This is a genomic window from Psychrobacillus sp. OK032 (genome assembly GCF_900111345.1).
Lineage (GTDB): Bacteria > Bacillota > Bacilli > Bacillales_A > Planococcaceae > Psychrobacillus.
Genome location: NZ_FOGY01000009.1, coordinates 1 through 18,902 on the forward strand (window position 1 = coordinate 1; position 18,902 = coordinate 18,902).

Genomic DNA, 18,902 nt, shown 5'->3' on the forward strand with positions numbered 1-18,902 from the left:
ACACCCGTTCCCATACCGAACACGGAAGTTAAGCTCTTTTGCGCCGATGGTAGTTGGGGGATTCCCCCTGTGAGAGTAGGACGTCGCTGGGCACTAATAAGAAGTCGTTATCGAGTAATCGGTAACGACTTTTTTGTGTTCTTAGAATAGCAGTAACAATAAGAAACGACATTTCCCAGGAAATAACGACATGATTCATCAAAAATTTGAAGTTTAAATAATTCTTCAAAGATCGTTTTCCATCGGAATATATTATTTCTCCTTTTTATGCAAATTTACTTTTTAGCTAGTAAGTGATTGCCCCATTTTAGGGAGAGATCGTCCAACTATCGCGCAAGATTGTCCTGGTTTTAAAAGACAGAATAAAATAATGAAAATTTATCAATGGAATTGTACATAAATAAACAGTAAAAGTTATAATTGGGCGGCTTAAGAAAAATCTATTTATAAAACAAAAAATCCCCAATAAGGGGGATTATTAACTAGAAATTTCACTCATTAACGCATGGGTGTTACCTTCTGTGTCTTTGAAAAATGCCATCCAAGTTTCAGTATCATCCATTTTAGCTACCATATGTGGTTCATCTATAAATGTTGCCCCTGCTGCTTTCATACGAGTTACCTCTGATTGTAAATCATCTACTTTAAAATACAACACAGAACTTGGATGATCAAATTCTTCCGATTCCGGCCTACTCAATAATAGTCTTGTATCTTCACACTGGAAAAAGGCTAGCCCGCTTGTTTCGAATAACAACGGTAACCCTATTACTTCTTTATAAAATTCGACAGCACGTTCCACGTTTTCTACATTTACTGCAATTTGACCTATCTTCATCTATAAAACCTCCATCTCTCTAATACAATTTCTATATAAATCCAAAAAATCCTTTATACTAATTATATTAAGTAAAGTTTCGCAAAAAATATCAAAATGAAACTAAATAGAACGATTATGATAAGTACTAAGGAGGTGCATGAGCTAGTGAATATCATTCAAAAAACGGTAAGCTGGCTAGAAACAAAGATTGAAGACTCTATTAAAAATGAAGAGATTGTTCAATTCACAGGATATTCCTTTTATCATTTTCATCGTTTATTTCAAAAGCATGTTGGCATGTCACTCCATGAATATGTACGACAAAGAAGGATCACAAGCGCAGCAAATAAACTTATTTACACAGATACTCGGATATTGGAAATTGCAATTAGTTATCAGTTTGAATCACAAGAATCCTTTACGAGAGCATTTCGCAAGGTGTATGGATTACCGCCAGGAAAGTATCGAACGCTCATGCGGACTTTATTGGAAGAAAAAATTTTTGAGGAGGTAGAGAGAATGGAAGGTTGGTTTTTAAGTGGTACGAATAGTGAGAGTTATGAGATGCGAAGAGATATTGAAAATGTTCTTAAAGGAAATGCTTCAGGTCAATTGCGATCTATAGGAGAAGTTGCAAAAGAAGGTTTCGGAACTGTCATGCAACAGTTTCATGCGCAAGAATGGCTAGGAAAACGCATGAAATTGTCTTGCTTTATTCAAACGAAGGATGTGGAAGGGGCAGCTGGATTATGGATGAGAGTCGATGGGAAAGATGGAGACACCTTGCAATTTGATAATATGCAAAACCGTCCTATTAAAGATACGACTGGTTGGAATCATTACTCGGTAGTGTTAGATGTTCCACCAAATGCAGGTGCTATTTATTTCGGTGTTATGCTGCTAGGTGCTGGAGAGGTATGGATGGATGAATTTACATTAGTAGAAGTGGATGAAAAAACACCCTCTACGAATATGATGATGCCTGAAAACATGCCAAGTAAGCCAGTTAATTTGAATTTTGAACTAGAGTTAGAATATAAATGAGTAACGAACAAAAAGTATTATTGGACTCGCTATTACTGCTACGATCTTTATTCTTATAATAGCTTTGAAATTTTACTTAGGAAATAGCTTTTACGATTGGATTAAAGATATTGTTAACCATTAAATATGGAAGTATACAGGCGTAATGGGACCGTCAGATATATCGAAATTAAAACAAGCAGCCACATTCCTATAATGTGGCTGCTTGTTTTAATTAGATAGACATTTTCGAAAAATTGATATATACTACATTACAACACTAATGTACTGACTCTCTTGAAAGGAGGACAGTTAAATTGGATTTAAATTCAGATAGCACGAAGCCTATTTATATTAGAATCGCAGAATGGATTGAAAATGAAATAATTGCTGATCGTTTTCAGAGTGATGAAAAAGTTCATTCTCAATATCAATTAGCTGACCTATTTAACATCAACCCAGCAACAGCAGCAAAAGGATTAACGATACTTGTAGAACAACAAATCCTGTATAAGAGAAGAGGATTAGGCATGTTCGTAGCATTAGAAGCGAAAAGCATGATTCTTGAGAAGCGACGAAACGAAACATTAACACAGATGGCAATGGAGCTTGTTTTAGAAGCAAGGCGGCTATCTGTGACAGAAGAGGAACTGATTCAGTTGATAAAGAAATGTGAGGGGGAACAAAAGTGACGGTTATTGACTGCCAAAATCTAAAAAAGCGTTATAAGAGAATGAATGCATTAGAAGATATAACATTTCAATTGGAAGACCAAAAAATTACCGGTTTGATCGGACGTAATGGCGCCGGGAAAACGACATTGCTAAAAGTATTAGCTGGTTTTATTCGAGAAAGTTCTGGAGACGTTAAAGTATTCTCAAACAACCCATATAACAATTTGCGTGTATCAGCAAACAGTATATTGGTTGATGATCAAATGAGCTTTCCCGATTCTTTGACGCTAGCAGATATATTAGAGACCGCACCGGATTTTTATAAGAGATGGGATGCGGAGCTTGCGACTAACCTTTTTCGGTATTTTAGATTGAATCCAAAACAATTACATGCAAGATTATCTAAAGGTAATAAAGCAACGTTTAATATGATTTTTGGGTTGTCGACTAGATGCGAGTTGACGATGTTTGATGAACCTACAAATGGAATGGATGAAGCGGTTCGATCGGATTTCTACCGAGCGCTATTGAAAGATTATATAGCACATCCTCGTACCATCTTGATATCGAGCCATCACTTAGCGGAAATGGAGCATTTGCTAGAAGATATTTTACTTATCCACAAAGGGAAGGTTGTTTTTCATCAATCATTAGAGGAAGTAAAAGAGTATGCAGTTGCTCTTCAAGGTCCGACAAATTTAGTAGAAAAGATGACTGCGGGGAAGGAAATTCTTCATACGAAGCAATTAGATAGTCAGCGGAAGTATGTAGTGATTAGAAGGGAAGACTTACCTCTGATAGAGGGGGTTATGATTTATCCGGTTTCTGCTAGTGATGTGTGCATGTATGTGACGGATGATAGGAAAGGGGGAATCGATGATGTTTTTAAGTAATAGTACATTGGGAGAAGTAGTTAGGACGCAAGTAAAATTTAAGATGAATGCATATTTGGGTACTCTCGTATCTCTAGTTTTTGTACAGTTACTTGGGCTGGTATTTTCGATGAATGGAACGAGTTCTATGAGCACCAATATTAACAATACGGATATTCAAGTCGTTGTAGTTTCGACGGATACTGTTTTCATATTTGTAGCAATTTGGGCGCTGTTTATTGGGAACGTCATTACAACAAAGGGATATCGAAATAGCAACTTATCGTTTGTCACAAATAGTTTTAGCAATAATTTATCAAATATTATTGTACTTATTATGATGAGTGTATTTGCTGGTGTTACTACGTTTTTATCTAATAATATATTACGCACTGTGCTGCCTCTTTTTAACAATGTAGATTATGTGAAAAGTGTAAGTATTATAGATGATCCGCTTGGTTCGATTATCAATATGGGCTTATTAATCTGTTTAATTCTTATGATTTCTGCTGGAGGGTATCTATGGGGAACGCTTGTTTATATGCATAAGGCATATATGTTTCTGTTAATCGTTTTAATCATTGCAACACCTACGACGAAGACCGGTCAAATGATTCTTCAATTTATATTTGTTGATAATGGATCTTTGTTATTTTTGATCGTCAAATTAATTGGTGTATCAATTGTTCTCTTTGTACTAGCAATTGTTTGTTCGAATCGATTGGAGGTCAGACGATGAGTAATTTCGCAATGTTATCCATTTTACCTTTTCTCGGTATACTATTTATCATCTGGCGAATACTTCGGGTGGCAAAAAGTACATCGAATCGTTTCAATTGGTCGCAACGATTGAATAAGTGGGTACTATATATTTATGTAGGTATTCTTTTATTGGCAGCTTTTGTGTATGAACTTATCTCAGCAAATGGGGATGAAATTGTAGCTCCAAAAGAATATACAATGCTTAAAACTGAAAATAAAGTATTTCAGCAAGCATTTGAAAACAATGAGGAAAGTAAGTTTGATCCAAATTTTTTAGTAGAAGAATGGACACAAGAATTAGAAGGAGATACATTAGAAATAATTTCAATTGGTTCTAATTTTCCAACTGAAAGATTGAACATTGAATGGACGGATTCAAAGGAGCAATTGGTGGAAGTCAAAATGTATAAGACACATTCATACATGGATGGTATAAACTTGGGAGAGGAAATCCCATTATCAAAGATTGAAATAAAAGACAAACAAATAATATTGAAAGCCCCTCCTCATAAAGAACTAACATATTATCGTTTTTCCAATGAACTAGCGGCCCTTTCGATTGTTGATAGCTTGGATGTCAGGGAACAAAGACGTGTTTTAGGCTACACATATATTTACTTAAAAGTCCCAAAACATATTAATGTGATAGATAAAGATGGACTACAATTTTATTAAGCAAGAGTGCCTTCTTAGAGGCACTTTTATTTTTGTTTCACATCAAATAGAAACTTTAATCGCCATAACAGCAATTTAGATGGGATTAATGGAAATAAAAAATCACGAGCACTAGCAAGTGAGCGGGAACAAAGCTGTGCTGCTGCACCGATTTGCCGTGATAAGTTAATCACTTTTGTCGTACGCGCTATACGTTTTTCTTCGTAATAAGTAAGTACTTTTTCCACTTCATCGAACTGCTGAAATGCGTTTCCAAGCACGATCGCGTCTTCAATCGCTTGTCCAGCACCTTGTCCCATATTTGGGGTGGTTGCATGTGCAGCGTCGCCTAGTAACACAATACGACCGAATGTGAAGTTGTGCAGAGGCTTAATGTCCATAATGTCATGATGAAGTATGAACTCAGTTGGCGTATCCCGAATTGTGGCAGGTACTATATCAGGAAAATGTTTATAAAGATTGGCGATTTCCTTGCGTTCGAGATGTTGATAAAAAGGATCCTTTTCGCGTGCATTGATACATGCAAACCAGTAGATTTGTCCATTTCTCATCGGTGCCATACCAAATCGGCCGGTAGAGGACCAAATTTCAGTTGATGTAAACTCGTCTACTTTGCCTTTATTTTCCGTGATACCGCGCCAACAAGTATAGCCAGAATATCGTGGAGCAGAATTTGGCACTAGTTTTTTTCGAATAGGGGAATGAATACCATCCGCAGCAATAAGTAAGTCTGCGGTCACTTCTGTTTCATCTTCAAAATAAGCGGTTACTTTGTCTCCATTCTGTTCAACATTCACACATTTTTTATTGTAATGAACCGTAGTTGGTTTTAATGCTTCTAAAAATGTTTGATGTAAATCAGCTCGATGAATGGTAATGTTCTCTTGTCCAAATCGTTCTTTTAGTACGGAGAAATCAATGGAATTTAGTGTCCGCCCTTTGGCATTTAGAAAAATTTGCGTGTGCAAAACGTTCCCATTTGCAAAAACTTTTTCACCGACACCAATATTCATAAGGGCTTGCATGGCATTCGAGCCAATTCCAATACCAGCCCCGACCGGTTGAAAAGTTGGAGATGTCTCGTACACGTTTACCGAAAACCCTTGTTTTTGTAAAGTTATAGCAGCGCAAAGACCTCCAATTCCACCGCCAATAATTACAATATCCATAGCAATCAGCACCTTTCTTATCCTTAGTTTATCAAATTAAATTGAAAATTTTATGTTATGCTAATATAAAATCAATGATTGGGGGAATTATTGTGATGGAACTTGTAGTATATGATGAAAAATATCGAACTGCATTAGAAGATTATCCACTGTCAGAAGAACATCTTACGTACACAGCACATCCGCTTGAATTGCTCGAACGAAGAGTTCGCATGTCAACTTACACACCAGTAGTGATATTAGAAAATGAGCAAGTTGCAGGTTTTTTTGTGTTAGATACGGGTGATGATAAATTCCATTATACAGATCAGCCAGATAGTATTTTACTTCGGGGATACTCGATTCATCCAGCGTATCAAGGTCGAGGAATTGCAAAGTCATCTATGGCGCTCATTCCATCATATATAAAGGAACATTTTCCTCAAGTAAATCAAGTTGTACTAGGCGTTAATGAAGCGAACAAAGCAGCACAATCCCTCTATATAAAAGCAGGATTCATCGATGAAGGGAAACGATTTACTGGAAGATCGGGTGTACAGATTGCTATGTGTTTGAAGTTGAAGGAAATTATTATTCGACAAGCAATCCCTGGAGATGAACAAGGGATTGTAGATATATGCGTTACTGCACAGTGGAATACATATAAAGAGTTGTACACAACGGAATACATAGAAAGAATCATTGAGAAGTATTATACGACTGCACGAATTCAGGATGAAATCATATCTACAAGTCGTGAGTGGAACGGATATTATGTTGCGGTGCTAAACGACCAAATTGTCGGGGCAATAGGTGGAGGAGTAGACGAGGAAGGTGTAGCAGAAATATACGTACTGTATTTAGATCCTGTAAAACGTGGACAAGGTATTGGCACTAAGTTACTAAACTATTTTACGGAGATTCAGCGTATACAATACAAAGCAAAAGAACAATGGGTGTCAGCTGCAAAAGGAAATGATCTCGGTATTCCTTTTTATGAAGCACGAGGGTTCATTTTTCAAATGGAAGAACAGGCTTATGAAAGTACTGGAGATGACAATATTAGTTCATTGCGTTACCACCGAATGATAAAATCCCCTTGTTAAAGGGGGATTATTCATTCAATTTATATAACACATCATCGTCTGCATTAGGTGTTCCTCGTCCATCCGTATTATTCGTAATAAAATATAGTGATTCACCATCTGAATATACATCTCGAACTCTTCCAAATCCAGTAATCGAACGCTCGACTTCTCCTGTGGAAACATCCATTACTTTTACTGCTTCTCCGCGGAGTGTGGCGACGTACAGTTTTCCTTTATGAAAAGTAATACCAGATGGAGCCCAGGTTTCTATGTCTCCTGAAGTTATAATAGGTATTTCTAGCCCTTCTTTCGCTTCATTCCCTTGTATAATTGGGTATCCATAGTTTTTCCCTTGTTCAATACGATTAATTTCATCATTGGCAGATTGACCATGTTCTGCTTCATAAAGTGTTCCATCTTTGTCCCATGCGAGCCCTTGTGGATTACGATGTCCACTTGAGAAAATTTCGAAGGATCCGTCCTCCTTCATTCGTAGTATTTTACCATTAAGAGAGGTTGGATCCTGAGCATTTTGTGGGTTCCCAGCATCTCCAACAGTTACATATAGTAGATTATCAGGTCCAATTGCTAACCGACCACCATGATGGATATTTCCAGTAGGTATTTTATCGAGGTGTATGATCTTTTCATACCAAGTATTGTTTTCTTTTTTCAATGTCACCACTCGGTTGAAAGCCTCTTCGTTTTGATCATATGTGTAATAGGCATATGCTTCCTGTGAATCCTTGAAATCATTCTTCAACACAAAACCTAGTAGCCCAGCTTCTGATGCATGAGATAAGTTACTTGATAGCTGTAAAGTTTCATGTTCTACCTTTCCATCGTTTATTTTTGCAATAGTACCTACCCGTTCGGATATATATAAAGTATCTTCGTATTGATTAATTGACCATGGAGTATTTAGATTGGTTGCAACTTTTTCTGCAATTGGCTCAGCATCTGAAATAGTTTCATCCGAACAACCGACTAAAATTAGTGATAATAGTAATAACTTTTTCATCGTAATCCCTCCTTGTATAATAGTTCCCGTTTTTTTAGTACATTCATCTGCTACAACTGATAAGTATTTTTAATGCAATACGATAAATACTATTGAATTTACTTATAGGCTAGGGAGCGGTATGCTTTAGATACATTCAGTACGAAATGAAAGAAGGCTTTTCTATGGAATTTATCCTCTTTTTTATGATAGGGGTTGTTGGCAATGTTGTCGGCACATTAGTTGGTGGTGGGGGGCTTATTAGCTTACCAACGATGTTACTTATGGGATTACCAGTACATTCTGCGATTGGTGCAAACAAAGTATCCAATACGGTTAGTTCGTTAACTAGTTTTCTCGTTATATTTAAACAGAAAGAAGTTTCTGGAAAAGAAGCATTGGCTGTCATCGCATTTTGCTTAGGCGGTGGCGTTTTAGGTGGACTGATTGCCTCGTTTTTAAGTGGGCAAGTGTTGACGATTATTGCGATTTTATTACTCAGCTTTGCATTCATTACATCTTTCATGGGTAGCGGAAACTTTGATGGAGCGGAGCCGTTACGTATCAATAAAAAGATAGGTCCAGCCCTACTCGGAATTGGTATGTATGACGGTATGTTTGGGCCAGGGAGCAGCACGCTGGCAATGTATTTGTATGCTAGTCAAAAAATAGCATATATCCGAGCGGTTGGTCTAGCAAGAATTGGCGTTTTCGCAAGTTGTTTTGGAGCATCTATAACGTATATATCGACTGGAAAAATCATTTGGCCACTGACCATTGCATTGATGATTGGAGCAATAGTAGGTGCCCAGTTAGGAGTACGTTTAGCACGCAAGTTAAAATCAGAACATATAAAGCCGCTACTCAGAGTAGTAACAGTGCTATTGCTCGTACAAATAGTGGTGGATTATTTAAAATAATGAAGAGGGGATTATTTTATGAAACTTCGTTGCGTTATATTAGATGATTATCAAAATGTAGCACTAGAGTTGGTTGATTGGTCCAGTGTCTTGGAGAAGGTAGATGTGCAATCATTCAGTAATCATTTTGAAAGCGAAGAACAATTGGTAGAGGCAATTAGTAATTTTGAAATTGTCATTATTATGCGTGAAAGAACACCTTTTACTGCATCTTTGTTTGAAAAGCTTCCAAACCTAAAATTACTTATCACATCAGGCATGAGAAATGCATCGATAGACCTCGTTGCTGCAACAAAACAAGGAGTAATTGTTTGTGGTACAGCGAGCATGTCTGAACCACCAACGGAGCTAACTTGGGCGTTAATATTGAATCTAGCTCGACAAATTACAAAAGAAACTAATGAGTTTCGCAATAACGGTCCATGGCAAAGTACGGTTGGGGCAGATCTATATGGCAAACGCCTTGGAGTCCTAGGACTCGGTAAAATCGGAAGTCGTATGGCAGTAATAGCGCAGGCATTTGGCATGGAAGTGATCGCTTGGAGTCAAAACTTAACGAGAGAAATAGCCGACAAATATGGCGTACAGTTAGCAGCATCTAAAGAAGAACTATTGGAATCGAGCGACTTTGTTTCCATTCACCTTGTGTTAAGTGAGAGAACGAAGGGACTAATTGGTCTAAAAGAATTGCAGCTTATGAAAACTTCTGCTTTTCTAATCAATACTTCACGTGCAGCAATCGTGGATAAAGATGCGTTAATAAAAGCACTCCGAGAAAATTGGATAGCAGGAGCGGGCATAGATGTTTTTGACATCGAACCACTTCCAGGTAATCATCCATTCCGTAAGCTACCAAACGTTCTGGCTACTCCTCATTTAGGCTATGTGAGTGAACAGAACTACAGCATCTATTACCGTGAAGCAGTAGAAGATATTCAAGCATTTCTAGATGGGAAAGTTATTCGGCAAATCAATTCATAATGAAAAGGAGTTCCTAACAGAATCGTTAGGAACTCTTTTCAATTATTTCAACTCAGTTAACATTGAACCAAGTTCTATTACGCTTGCAGTTTCATCTGCAACAGTTGTTTTAAGTAACTCTTTTTGTCTTTCTAAAGCACCGCTTAATGTTTCAAGTTCGACAGTTACATCGGCATTAGCTTGTTCTCTTTTTGCCTGTAACGAATTAATCGTGTCAAATAGATCTTCATGATCGACAATTCTACCTTTACCCCACATAAGTTTTTCTTCTGGAGCTTCTAGTACGTAGTCTGTGAAGTAATCAAATACTTCTTTATCGAAATCATATGCATACCAGTTATTATCAACTGCATATAAATACTCGTCCAATGGAGAAGCGATATCGCCTTTATTTAACGCATCAATGGATAAAGCTAATTTATCAATATTGTTTTGTGCATGTTCGTGAGGGAAAATTTGCTCGTCTTCCCATGTTAGGCGCACAAACTGATCCTCTGCATATTTAAATGCAGCAAGTAATCCACTATTTAGATCTCTACTTTCTTGATATAGCTTGTTAGCTGTATCAGAATCGCCTTTTGTTAGTGCGGCTAAATAGTCTTCATTTACTTTTGCAACACGCGCATTTACTTCGTCTGCGGTTGCAATAACGCGATCGATTTCTGTTACCAGCTCGTCTGATGAAACATCAGCTTTTTCAAATACCTCTGCATGAATATCTTCTTTCATAGCATTCAAACGAGTTGTGAAATCTAGTGGAACTACAGCAGTTTCATCATAGTGCATGGCAAGTAATCCATATAAATTCAAATGAAATTGCAGTGCATCTTCATTGTATGTGTCTTCATTATCAAATTGAGAGTGGTAATGAGTACGCATGAAATCACTATCCTGGAAGTCATTACGAAGTGCAGGAACACCGGCAATCCCAAAAGAGAAATCATCTGACCAAGTACGAAGTGGTGATATAACTGAAATACCATCTTTATAAACACCTTCTACAGTTGGTACTTTCTCTGTAAATTTCGTTAAATAGTTATTTAACTCATAAACAGAGCGGATTTCATCTTGTGTTGTATGTTCATAAGCAGGAAGCTCAAAGTTCATATTGGCAAAAGCCTTACCTACCCATTCTGGGTGGATATTGAAAATTTGATTGTACGCACCTGTTGACCAGTCATAGCGAGTATTGGAAACGCCCCACTCTTCTGCAGCAAGTGCATTGAAAATAATCGTTTTTTCTGGTTGATAACCGCTATCCACTAACCCTTTGGCAATACCCATCATCAAACCAATTGCTGCGTTGTCATCTTGGAATCCGGAGAAATACGAATCATAATGCGCAGATAAAATGATATACGATTCTGGGTCTTTACCAATGATTTTACCGTAGTAGTTATACGTTTTGCCATCCAGTTTCACAGTAGATTTTGCATCAAATTTTACAGTCATTGTACCGTTGTTACTAGCTTCTAATGCTTTCTTTAAATTATTTCCATCTGTTTGAGACATAGAAAACGCAGGTGCATCATCTGGTCCACAAATATCTTGCGCATTTAGAGCATCTGGATCCACATCACCATAGCCTGCCTCTTGTACTGCAATTACAGCTGCTGCACCTTTTAAATGTGCTTGATAAGTAGGATAGCTGATCCACCATTCCTTGCGTTGGTTAATATCTATTAAAACAAGCTTGCCTTCAATATCCAATCCTTCAAGGTCATCTTCAGTACCTTTCCCACCATAGATAATCTCAAGTTCTTTTTCGCCATTCGTGTCAAAGTTTACTTGATAGGCACCTAGAACAGCAAGATGTTCTTTCCCATCTGCGTCGGTAAAGGTTAAATCTGCTTTTTCAAATTCCCAAGTGTCGACGGTAAATTCATCTTTTGTCACTTCGGTAAGCCCAATTTTCTTCATTTCTTCCCCAATTTTTTCCCCAGTTTTCAATTCCGCTTCAGAACCAGCAGGACGATATCCTAGCTTTTCATTGGTTTTAAATTCTTCAAGACTTTTTGCGAAATTATAGGCGTAATCTACGTCTACTGCAGAAAGATAATTGCTATTTGCTTCTTCTCGAGTAACAAGTTTACTATCTTGAACAGTATCTTCTTTCTCTTTTGATGTTTCTTCTTTTGGTGTACATGCCACTAATAACATTCCGACTATCATCGACAACGTCAGGTAGCTAATAAGCTTTTTCATTTATCACATTCCTTTGCGTTTTTTTAATAACTAGATAATTAAACGACATTTATTAAATATTAGCAATACTAATATTGAAAAATATTTATCAACAATATAGTTCCCCAAAAATTATTGAATAAACAGGCGCATTAAAGAGAAAGGGATATCCGTATATTTGTAGAATATACAAAATGGGGGGGAGATATCTTTTGGAGAAAAAGTCACTTGTGGAACCAATTTTATACGCACTCTTTGTACTTGTAGGAATGTTTTTTTTAACGTTATTTATATTATTCATTGTATTACTAACAGGAAATATACATTATGTTGTGTTAATTATTACAACAGCGGTAGTTTTGTATGTTAGTTATGTATGTTATCTTTTTCATTTTTTCAAAACGAAGAAACGGAAAGTCGTATTCGGAAGTATTGCCGGCGCAGTTATTTTAGTTAGTTCGATTTCTCCTATTCAACAAATTTATAAGAATTGGATTCCTTCAGTGGATGCAGAAGTAAATGTGTACGATTATATGCCTTTCTCAGATTCCAGAAAGATCGCAACTTTAGATTATGATTCTACTTTGAAGTTGACAGGGGACTTACCCAAAATGGACGGTGCAACGGCACTTTACCCACTTTACTCTGCATTTGTTCAAGCGACATACCCTAAAAAAGAATATGATCCATTTGATAGTGAGGTCATGGTCAATACGACGATAGATGCGTATACCAATTTAATCAACGGGAGAGTGGATATGATTTTTGCCGCAGCACCTTCCACATCACAAGTTACTACGGCAAAGCAAAATGGGAAAGAGCTTAAAATGGCACCAATTGGACGCGAAGCATTTGTCTTTTTTGTCCACCAGAAAAACCCTATTTCTGGTCTTTCAATGGAGCAAATAAAAAATATATATGGTGGGAAAGTAACGAATTGGCAAGAAGTTGGAGGGGCAAAGGACAATATCCGAGCATTCCAACGTCCAGCAGATAGTGGAAGCCAGTCGGCCTTGGAGCACTTAATGGGAGAACTTCCAATTATGGAAGCGCAAACAGAGGATATTGCTACTGGAATGGGTGGTATTATTAAAGAAGTCTCTCAATATAAAAACTACAAAAATGCTATTGGATATACATTCCGTTTTTATTCTACTGAAATGGTACAAAATAAGAAAATTAAGCTATTAGAAATAGAAGGTGTCGCACCTACTAGGGAAACTATACGATCTGGAGAATATCCGATTGCTTCGGAATTTTACATTGTGACAGCAGGTACAGATAACCCAAATGTAGAGAAATTCATCGCATGGATCTTATCTCCACAAGGACAGGAACTAATTGAAAAAACAGGATATGTATCGTTAGAGTAATAAAGAGAAGAGCTCTTAAATTGAAGCTCTTCTTTTTCGATTAAAGCATCTCCAGCTCTTCATTTAATTTCTTCATTTGTCGATTAAAATAAAGATAGAATGACGTCCAAAAAATAACGTAGAATCCTAGGAATAAAGCAATGGCAATGAAAAAACTAGCCATATTAAATGGTACCCATCCAATTCCAAAAGCTAAAATGAAATACAATATGATAACCGTGACAAAATGTAAAGCTGTTTGCTGATATAGTCGCAAATTCGGATTTTCAAAATAGAGGGAGCTGACCGTGAAAAACCAACCACAAAAGATAGAACCAAGTGAATTTTTCAGAAATAATGTCCCATCTAGCATAATATGATCATTTGATAGTACATACAAATTTGTAAATACAATTGCAAGAAATGCACCGAAGAAAATACCAATCATACTTCGAAATAAAAAGGTTTTCACTCGCTTTTCCTCCTATTCATTTTTAATGCTTCTTTTATCGAAGTCACATAAGTACGAGAAACATATTCCTTCATACCTGATTTAAAATATACACAAAGTGTGCCATTAAATGATGCCTCAAATCGGCTTAATTCATGAAGATTTGCAATAACCGATTTGGAGAGCCGGATAAATTTATTGGAAGGAAGTATTTCTTCCAATTCATACAGTTTTTCTTTTAATTTGTATGAACCAGTAGAGGTTACCGCGACAACAGCCTCTTTTTCGGTGTGAAAGTAATGAATGTCACTCGGTTTTAAAATATGTTGCATTTCTCCATCTTTTCCTACGAGAAATTCTGTTTCACGACCTTTGATAAAATCTAAAATCTCCTGTACAGGACCGTCTAATTCCGGTGTTTCAATAATCACTTTTGTTTCTTTAAAATCATTATCTATATTCAACGATACTTTCAATTCTTTACACCCCTCTCCACTTAAGTGTAAACGTTTCGAAGGAAGTGGGCTATCCTATTTTTCGTTTATTCTGAATACGAAGAGTGACGAGTGCAATCGCAACTAGTGCTCCAATGTAGCCAATCGAAAGAAACACATTATTATCAAAAGTAAGCTGCCCATTCCATACAGCGATAAATAAATTATTCATATGATACATCGGATTGAAATCGGCAATAACCTGGATGAATTTCGGCATCATACTAATTGGCATTGCAAACCCACCCGTAAAAATCACTACTTGAAAAATTACAATAGAGAAAACTAAAGCACTATTCATATTTTTGAAGAAGGAGTAAATAGCAGATGCGATGACAAGCAATGCAGCATTAAGTAAGATGAAAAATCCGTAAGAAGTTATCAGTCCTAATAACTGGAATTCCAAATCATACATCAAAAGTCCGATGATAGAGATAAATCCAAATCCTAGACTTGTAATGATAATGGAGCGGATAATGCTAGAAAGTAGTAACGTATTTTTAGAAACTGGGGAAAGATAAATTCGTTTTTCTACCCCTGTCGTGCGATGTGTTACTTGATCGAAACCGAAAGCGAAAAACACAACCGTGAATGTGATGACTAAGATGAAGGATGGTGTATACGTTTGTACATAGCTTAAATTTCCTGCATACGTTTGCTCTCCAAACAATTGCCCCATAAAAACATACGTTGCAGGTGGTACGAAAATAGTGAAAACTAAGTAAAACAATTCCCTTGAAAACATTAATAAATCATATTTTAACTGCGTCACTAACATAACTTTTCCCCCTTAAATAGATACTTTCTTAAGATAGAACTCGTTAATCGATTTGTAGCCAGATGCTAAAATGCCTTCCGTTGTATCGAATACTTCATTTAATCCATTATTGATAAGCATCACTTTATCGCAATATAATTCGATTTCATCCATATTATGTGTCGTTAAAATAACCGTTCCGCCTGTTCGTTTATTGTAATCTGTAATGTAGGACCAAAGGATATTGCGCATATGTGGATCCAGTCCAGTTGTTGGTTCATCCAATATAAGGAGTTTTGGTTCTGATAAGAAAGCGATTGCTAAACTAACAATTTGTTTCCAACCACCTGAAAGTTTATCAAAGTACTTTTTTCGGTGAGGTTCCAATTTAAAATCAGCCATGACCTTTTTTATGTCAATGGAAGATTTGTAATATGCTTTGAATAATTTTAGTAATTCTTCTACTTTCAATGTTTTATAAAATTGCGTTGGTTGGAGGACAACAGAAATTTGTTTACGAATTTCTTCAAGCTGGTTCATAGACAGTGATTTAATATTTTCATCCAATACGCTAACTGTTCCTGCATCGTATTGTTTGATTGTCATTAAAATCTCGAGAAAGGTTGATTTTCCAGCTCCATTTTTTCCAATCACTCCAATGACTTCTCCAGATCGGGCTTGAAAGTTCACTCCTTGTAACACATTGTTTGTTCCATATGATTTTTTTAGATCGCTCACATTAATGATATTCACGTGTAATCCCTCCGGTAATTTTCTTTGTATTGCCATTGTATGGCTAAACTTCATCTATGTAAGCTGGATTTTTGTGACTGGTGGGATTAGGGGAGTGACTTGCCAAAAACAGCTGGTCACTTACAGAAGGACAGAGATCCGAAATACGATTACTAAAAAAGACGTTGAAAGTGACTTAATCACTTTCAACGCCTTTTTCTATTTATAGTAAAGGGGTTACGATTGTCCAGGATAAAGAATTGGTCATAGTTAATAACTTACTTCAAAATGTTCAGCACTTCGTGCGAAAGCATCTTTCTCTACAACAAATCCTAAATCTTCAATCATCTTTAAATCTTTTTCTGCTTCTTGTCCTGAGGTTGTTAAATAGTCCCCTAGGAATATAGAATTTGCAGCATATAATGCCATTGGTTGCAAGGAACGTAAGTTAAGTTCGCGCCCTCCCGCAATTCTTATTTCTTTCGTTGGAAGCATGAAACGAGCAAGTGCCACAATACGTAAACACCACATCGGCGTTAAAGGTTCTTTGTCTGCAAAGGCAGTTCCATCAATCGCGTGTAAGAAGTTTATCGGTATAGAGTCTGTATTTAAAGATGAAAGTGAACGCATCATGCTAACAATATGTTCGAATGATTCGCCCATTCCGATAATAACGCCAGAACAAGGAGACATTCCAGCCTGTTTCACTTTCTCGATGGTTCCCACTCGATCATCAAATGTATGAGTGGATACGATATTTTCGTGGAACTCAGATGATGTGTTTATATTGTGATTATATCGATCAATACCAGCTTCTTTTAATTCTTCTGCTTGATTATCCGCAAGAATACCGAGACACCCACATAATTTAAGTGGCAATGTTTCTTTAATTTCTTTTGCTGCTGCTTTAACGGTTGCTAACTCATGTCTACTTGGACCTCGACCACTTGCAACAATACAAAAAGTTCCAGCTCCTAGCTCTGCCGCTCGTTTTGCACCTTTCACAATTTCATCTTTTGTCATCATTCTATATTTCTCAATAGGTGCATCTGATTCAGAAGATTGCGAACAGTATCGGCAGTTTTCAGGGCATAAACCTGACTTTGTGTTGATCAGCATATTTAGTTTGACATCATTTCCATAGTAATGGTGGCGTATCAAATATGCTGCATCTAATTGGGATAGCGTATCCTTACTATCTGCTTGTAAAAAATCGAGACATTCCTGATCTGTTAGCTGATGGCCATTCAAAACATTTTCTGCTAGTGCGTGCCAATTCATCCTATCACCTCATTTTTAATAGTGGAGCTACTTTGTGTCTTAGCTGGAAAAGCTCGAAGCACTTTATACGAAATCATGGCGGAAAGAACAGATAACGCAATGTCTTTTGGAAGGGGGACCATCATAATAGTCCATCCCATTTTATAAGAGAAGCCTTCTGGAGCGGCAAACCAAAACGAATAGGCTAAATACATCCAGTTAGTTCCAATTATATAAACGATGACAGTTCCGATTAAAGACGCAACTAAAAGCATCTTAAACGATTTACTCTTTTCCGTAACAACTCCTGCAACCCAAGCAACAAAAATGAATGCTAATAAAAATCCAAATGTCGGGCTGAGAATGGCGCTAATTCCACCACTAAAACGTGCAAATACTGGAATACCAGCTAGTCCAATGAATAAATAAATTGTCATTGCAAGAGGTCCATATTTTTTCCCGAGCAATGTACCAGCAAGTAAACTAACTACCGGCTGAAACGTAATAGGAACTCCAGCGATAACGAAAAATGGAAGCAAGGAGGTAATATTTGCTCCAATCCCCATTAGCGCAGCAAATAACGAAGCCAATATCATTCCATGCAAACGTGATTTTACCAATTTATACACCCCTTTCGCTTTTAATTATAGGTATTGAAAGTAAAAGTGTAAACCATTATTTTATTTTAGTTAACACATTTGTTGTGTGGCAGAAAATTATAAACAGTGCGATAATATTCGGTGAGATATGTATTTTTGGGGGGAAGGGGTATTGTGAATGGTTTATTTAGGCATGGTTTTTTTTCAAGTAGTTGCCCCGATTCTGATTATGCTTGGCATTGGAGCGGCACTGCAGCTAAAGTTTCAATTTAATTTGAAGGCACTTTCGAATTTAATCACCTATTGCTTAATGCCGGCAGCTGTTTTTATCAATATATATGAAACAAAGGTGAATGCAGAAGTATTGGCACAAATCGTGTTTTACCTAGTAATCTTCAGTATTTGTTTAATGGTGTTAGGAACGATCATTAGTAAACTATTAAAACTTAATAGTAACCAAGCGGCTATTTATAAAAATAGTGTGGTACTCATTAACTCTGGAAACTACGGTATTCCAGTCAGTCAGATGCTTTTTGCTACGAATCCTCTTGGAACATCTATTCAAATTATTATTGTGATTTTCCAAAATATTATTACGTATACATATGGTCTTTATAATTTAATCGCTTCTACAAAATCTGGCCTAGATATTTTACGGAGTTTGCTCCGTATGCCTATTGTCCATGCGCTCCTAATCGGTGCAGTGATGAATATATTCGATATTGGTATTCCAATATTTTTACGTATTCCCGTAGATTATTTAGCGAATGCGTTTATTTCGATTGCTTTAATTACCCTAGGTGCGCAGTTAGCACAATTAGATATTAAAACGATTTTAAACAAAGTCATATTAACAAGTACAATTGGCCGCTTAGTGTTAGGACCAGTCCTAGCGTTTGGATTAATCCTATTAATGGGGTTTGACGGAGTCGTTGCGCAGTCATTATTTATCGCAAGTGCGTTTCCAACGTCTAGAAATAGCTCAACCCTTGCACTGGAGTATGATGTGGAGGCAAATTTAGCTGCTCAAATTGTGTTGTTTTCGACGGTCGTTAGCTGTATTACGGTAACAATTGTTATTTATCTTTCGAATATTTTGTGGGGATAGTG

General features: G+C 36.8%; 20 protein-coding genes and 1 rRNA gene. 11 read left to right on the top strand and 10 right to left on the bottom strand.

The window, feature by feature from the left end; genetic code table 11:
• A 5S ribosomal RNA gene (gene rrf, locus BMZ04_RS16445) occupies window positions 1–92 on the top strand; the annotation flags it as partial.
• A gap of 386 nt (window positions 93–478) precedes the next feature.
• On the opposite strand, the gene BMZ04_RS16450 is transcribed toward rrf, so the two are convergent.
• A complete protein-coding gene (locus tag BMZ04_RS16450; RefSeq protein ID WP_093273840.1) occupies window positions 479–838 on the bottom strand; it encodes a VOC family protein in 360 nt (119 codons plus the stop codon).
• A gap of 147 nt (window positions 839–985) precedes the next feature.
• Here BMZ04_RS16450 and BMZ04_RS16455 point away from each other — a divergent pair, with 147 nt between their 5' ends.
• The 5 genes from BMZ04_RS16455 (at window position 986) to BMZ04_RS16475 (ending at window position 4,826) form a co-directional block, all read left to right on the top strand.
• Window positions 986–1,864 (top strand): helix-turn-helix transcriptional regulator, encoded by an 879-nt coding sequence (locus BMZ04_RS16455; protein WP_369802683.1) that lies wholly within the window; start codon window positions 986–988, stop codon window positions 1,862–1,864.
• Window positions 1,865–2,160: 296 nt separating this feature from the next.
• Window positions 2,161–2,535 carry a GntR family transcriptional regulator gene (locus BMZ04_RS16460; RefSeq protein ID WP_093273844.1) on the top strand — a complete coding sequence of 125 codons (375 nt, stop codon included), beginning with the start codon at window positions 2,161–2,163 and terminating at the stop codon, window positions 2,533–2,535.
• A complete protein-coding gene (locus BMZ04_RS16465) occupies window positions 2,532–3,410 on the top strand; it encodes an ATP-binding cassette domain-containing protein (RefSeq protein WP_093273850.1) in 879 nt (292 codons plus the stop codon). The genes BMZ04_RS16460 and BMZ04_RS16465 overlap by 4 nt, the downstream gene beginning before the upstream one ends.
• On the top strand, window positions 3,397–4,128 hold the full coding sequence (locus BMZ04_RS16470) for a hypothetical protein (RefSeq protein WP_093273853.1): 732 nt from the start codon (window positions 3,397–3,399) through the stop codon (window positions 4,126–4,128). The genes BMZ04_RS16465 and BMZ04_RS16470 overlap by 14 nt, the downstream gene beginning before the upstream one ends.
• Window positions 4,125–4,826 (top strand): hypothetical protein, encoded by a 702-nt coding sequence (locus BMZ04_RS16475; protein WP_093273857.1) that lies wholly within the window; start codon window positions 4,125–4,127, stop codon window positions 4,824–4,826. Before BMZ04_RS16470 ends, BMZ04_RS16475 begins: the two co-directional genes overlap by 4 nt.
• Before the next feature lie 26 nt (window positions 4,827–4,852).
• Here BMZ04_RS16475 and BMZ04_RS16480 read toward each other — a convergent pair whose 3' ends face one another.
• Window positions 4,853–5,995, bottom strand: coding sequence for an FAD-dependent monooxygenase (locus BMZ04_RS16480; protein ID WP_093273861.1), 1,143 nt, complete (start codon window positions 5,993–5,995; stop codon window positions 4,853–4,855).
• A 95-nt stretch (window positions 5,996–6,090) separates the two neighbouring features.
• Between BMZ04_RS16480 and BMZ04_RS22920 the strand changes: the two genes are divergently transcribed.
• Window positions 6,091–7,080 carry a GNAT family N-acetyltransferase gene (locus BMZ04_RS22920; RefSeq protein WP_255367977.1) on the top strand — a complete coding sequence of 330 codons (990 nt, stop codon included), beginning with the start codon at window positions 6,091–6,093 and terminating at the stop codon, window positions 7,078–7,080.
• A 7-nt stretch (window positions 7,081–7,087) separates the two neighbouring features.
• Here BMZ04_RS22920 and BMZ04_RS16490 read toward each other — a convergent pair whose 3' ends face one another.
• The gene (locus BMZ04_RS16490; protein ID WP_093273866.1) at window positions 7,088–8,083 is read right to left on the bottom strand and encodes a PQQ-dependent sugar dehydrogenase; all 996 of its coding nucleotides are present in this window, start codon (window positions 8,081–8,083) and stop codon (window positions 7,088–7,090) included.
• Between the two features lie 164 nt (window positions 8,084–8,247).
• On the opposite strand from BMZ04_RS16490, the gene BMZ04_RS16495 reads away from it, so the two are divergent.
• Window positions 8,248–8,982 (top strand): sulfite exporter TauE/SafE family protein, encoded by a 735-nt coding sequence (locus BMZ04_RS16495; RefSeq protein WP_093273870.1) that lies wholly within the window; start codon window positions 8,248–8,250, stop codon window positions 8,980–8,982.
• Window positions 8,983–9,000: 18 nt separating this feature from the next.
• On the top strand, window positions 9,001–9,963 hold the full coding sequence (locus BMZ04_RS16500) for a D-2-hydroxyacid dehydrogenase family protein (protein ID WP_093273874.1): 963 nt from the start codon (window positions 9,001–9,003) through the stop codon (window positions 9,961–9,963).
• Window positions 9,964–10,005: 42 nt separating this feature from the next.
• Here the strand turns inward: BMZ04_RS16500 and BMZ04_RS16505 are convergent, their stop codons facing one another.
• Window positions 10,006–12,168, bottom strand: a complete 2,163-nt coding sequence (locus tag BMZ04_RS16505; RefSeq protein ID WP_218145529.1) for a M28 family peptidase — start codon at window positions 12,166–12,168, stop codon at window positions 10,006–10,008.
• 191 nt (window positions 12,169–12,359) lie between these two features.
• On the opposite strand from BMZ04_RS16505, the gene BMZ04_RS16510 reads away from it, so the two are divergent.
• Window positions 12,360–13,520, top strand: a complete 1,161-nt coding sequence (locus tag BMZ04_RS16510; protein WP_093273879.1) for a PstS family phosphate ABC transporter substrate-binding protein — start codon at window positions 12,360–12,362, stop codon at window positions 13,518–13,520.
• 40 nt (window positions 13,521–13,560) lie between these two features.
• Here the strand turns inward: BMZ04_RS16510 and BMZ04_RS16515 are convergent, their stop codons facing one another.
• From BMZ04_RS16515 to BMZ04_RS16540, 6 genes are all read right to left on the bottom strand, one after another.
• Window positions 13,561–13,971, bottom strand: coding sequence for a DUF3021 domain-containing protein (locus BMZ04_RS16515; RefSeq protein WP_093273885.1), 411 nt, complete (start codon window positions 13,969–13,971; stop codon window positions 13,561–13,563).
• Window positions 13,968–14,426 (bottom strand): LytTR family DNA-binding domain-containing protein, encoded by a 459-nt coding sequence (locus BMZ04_RS16520; RefSeq protein ID WP_093273888.1) that lies wholly within the window; start codon window positions 14,424–14,426, stop codon window positions 13,968–13,970. The genes BMZ04_RS16515 and BMZ04_RS16520 overlap by 4 nt, the downstream gene beginning before the upstream one ends.
• Window positions 14,427–14,475: 49 nt before the next feature.
• Complete coding sequence (locus BMZ04_RS16525) at window positions 14,476–15,222, bottom strand: ABC transporter permease (RefSeq protein ID WP_093273895.1); 747 nt, start codon at window positions 15,220–15,222, stop codon at window positions 14,476–14,478.
• A gap of 12 nt (window positions 15,223–15,234) precedes the next feature.
• Window positions 15,235–15,954: an ABC transporter ATP-binding protein gene (locus BMZ04_RS16530; RefSeq protein WP_255367978.1), complete on the bottom strand. Its 720-nt coding sequence runs from the start codon at window positions 15,952–15,954 to the stop codon at window positions 15,235–15,237.
• Window positions 15,955–16,203: 249 nt separating this feature from the next.
• Window positions 16,204–17,214, bottom strand: a complete 1,011-nt coding sequence (bioB, locus tag BMZ04_RS16535) for a biotin synthase BioB (RefSeq protein WP_093273901.1) — start codon at window positions 17,212–17,214, stop codon at window positions 16,204–16,206.
• A complete protein-coding gene (locus tag BMZ04_RS16540; protein ID WP_369802684.1) occupies window positions 17,211–17,813 on the bottom strand; it encodes a biotin transporter BioY in 603 nt (200 codons plus the stop codon). The genes bioB and BMZ04_RS16540 overlap by 4 nt, the downstream gene beginning before the upstream one ends.
• A gap of 157 nt (window positions 17,814–17,970) precedes the next feature.
• Here BMZ04_RS16540 and BMZ04_RS16545 point away from each other — a divergent pair, with 157 nt between their 5' ends.
• Window positions 17,971–18,900: an AEC family transporter gene (locus BMZ04_RS16545; protein ID WP_093273904.1), complete on the top strand. Its 930-nt coding sequence runs from the start codon at window positions 17,971–17,973 to the stop codon at window positions 18,898–18,900.
• The last annotated feature ends 2 nt before the right edge of the window (window positions 18,901–18,902 follow it).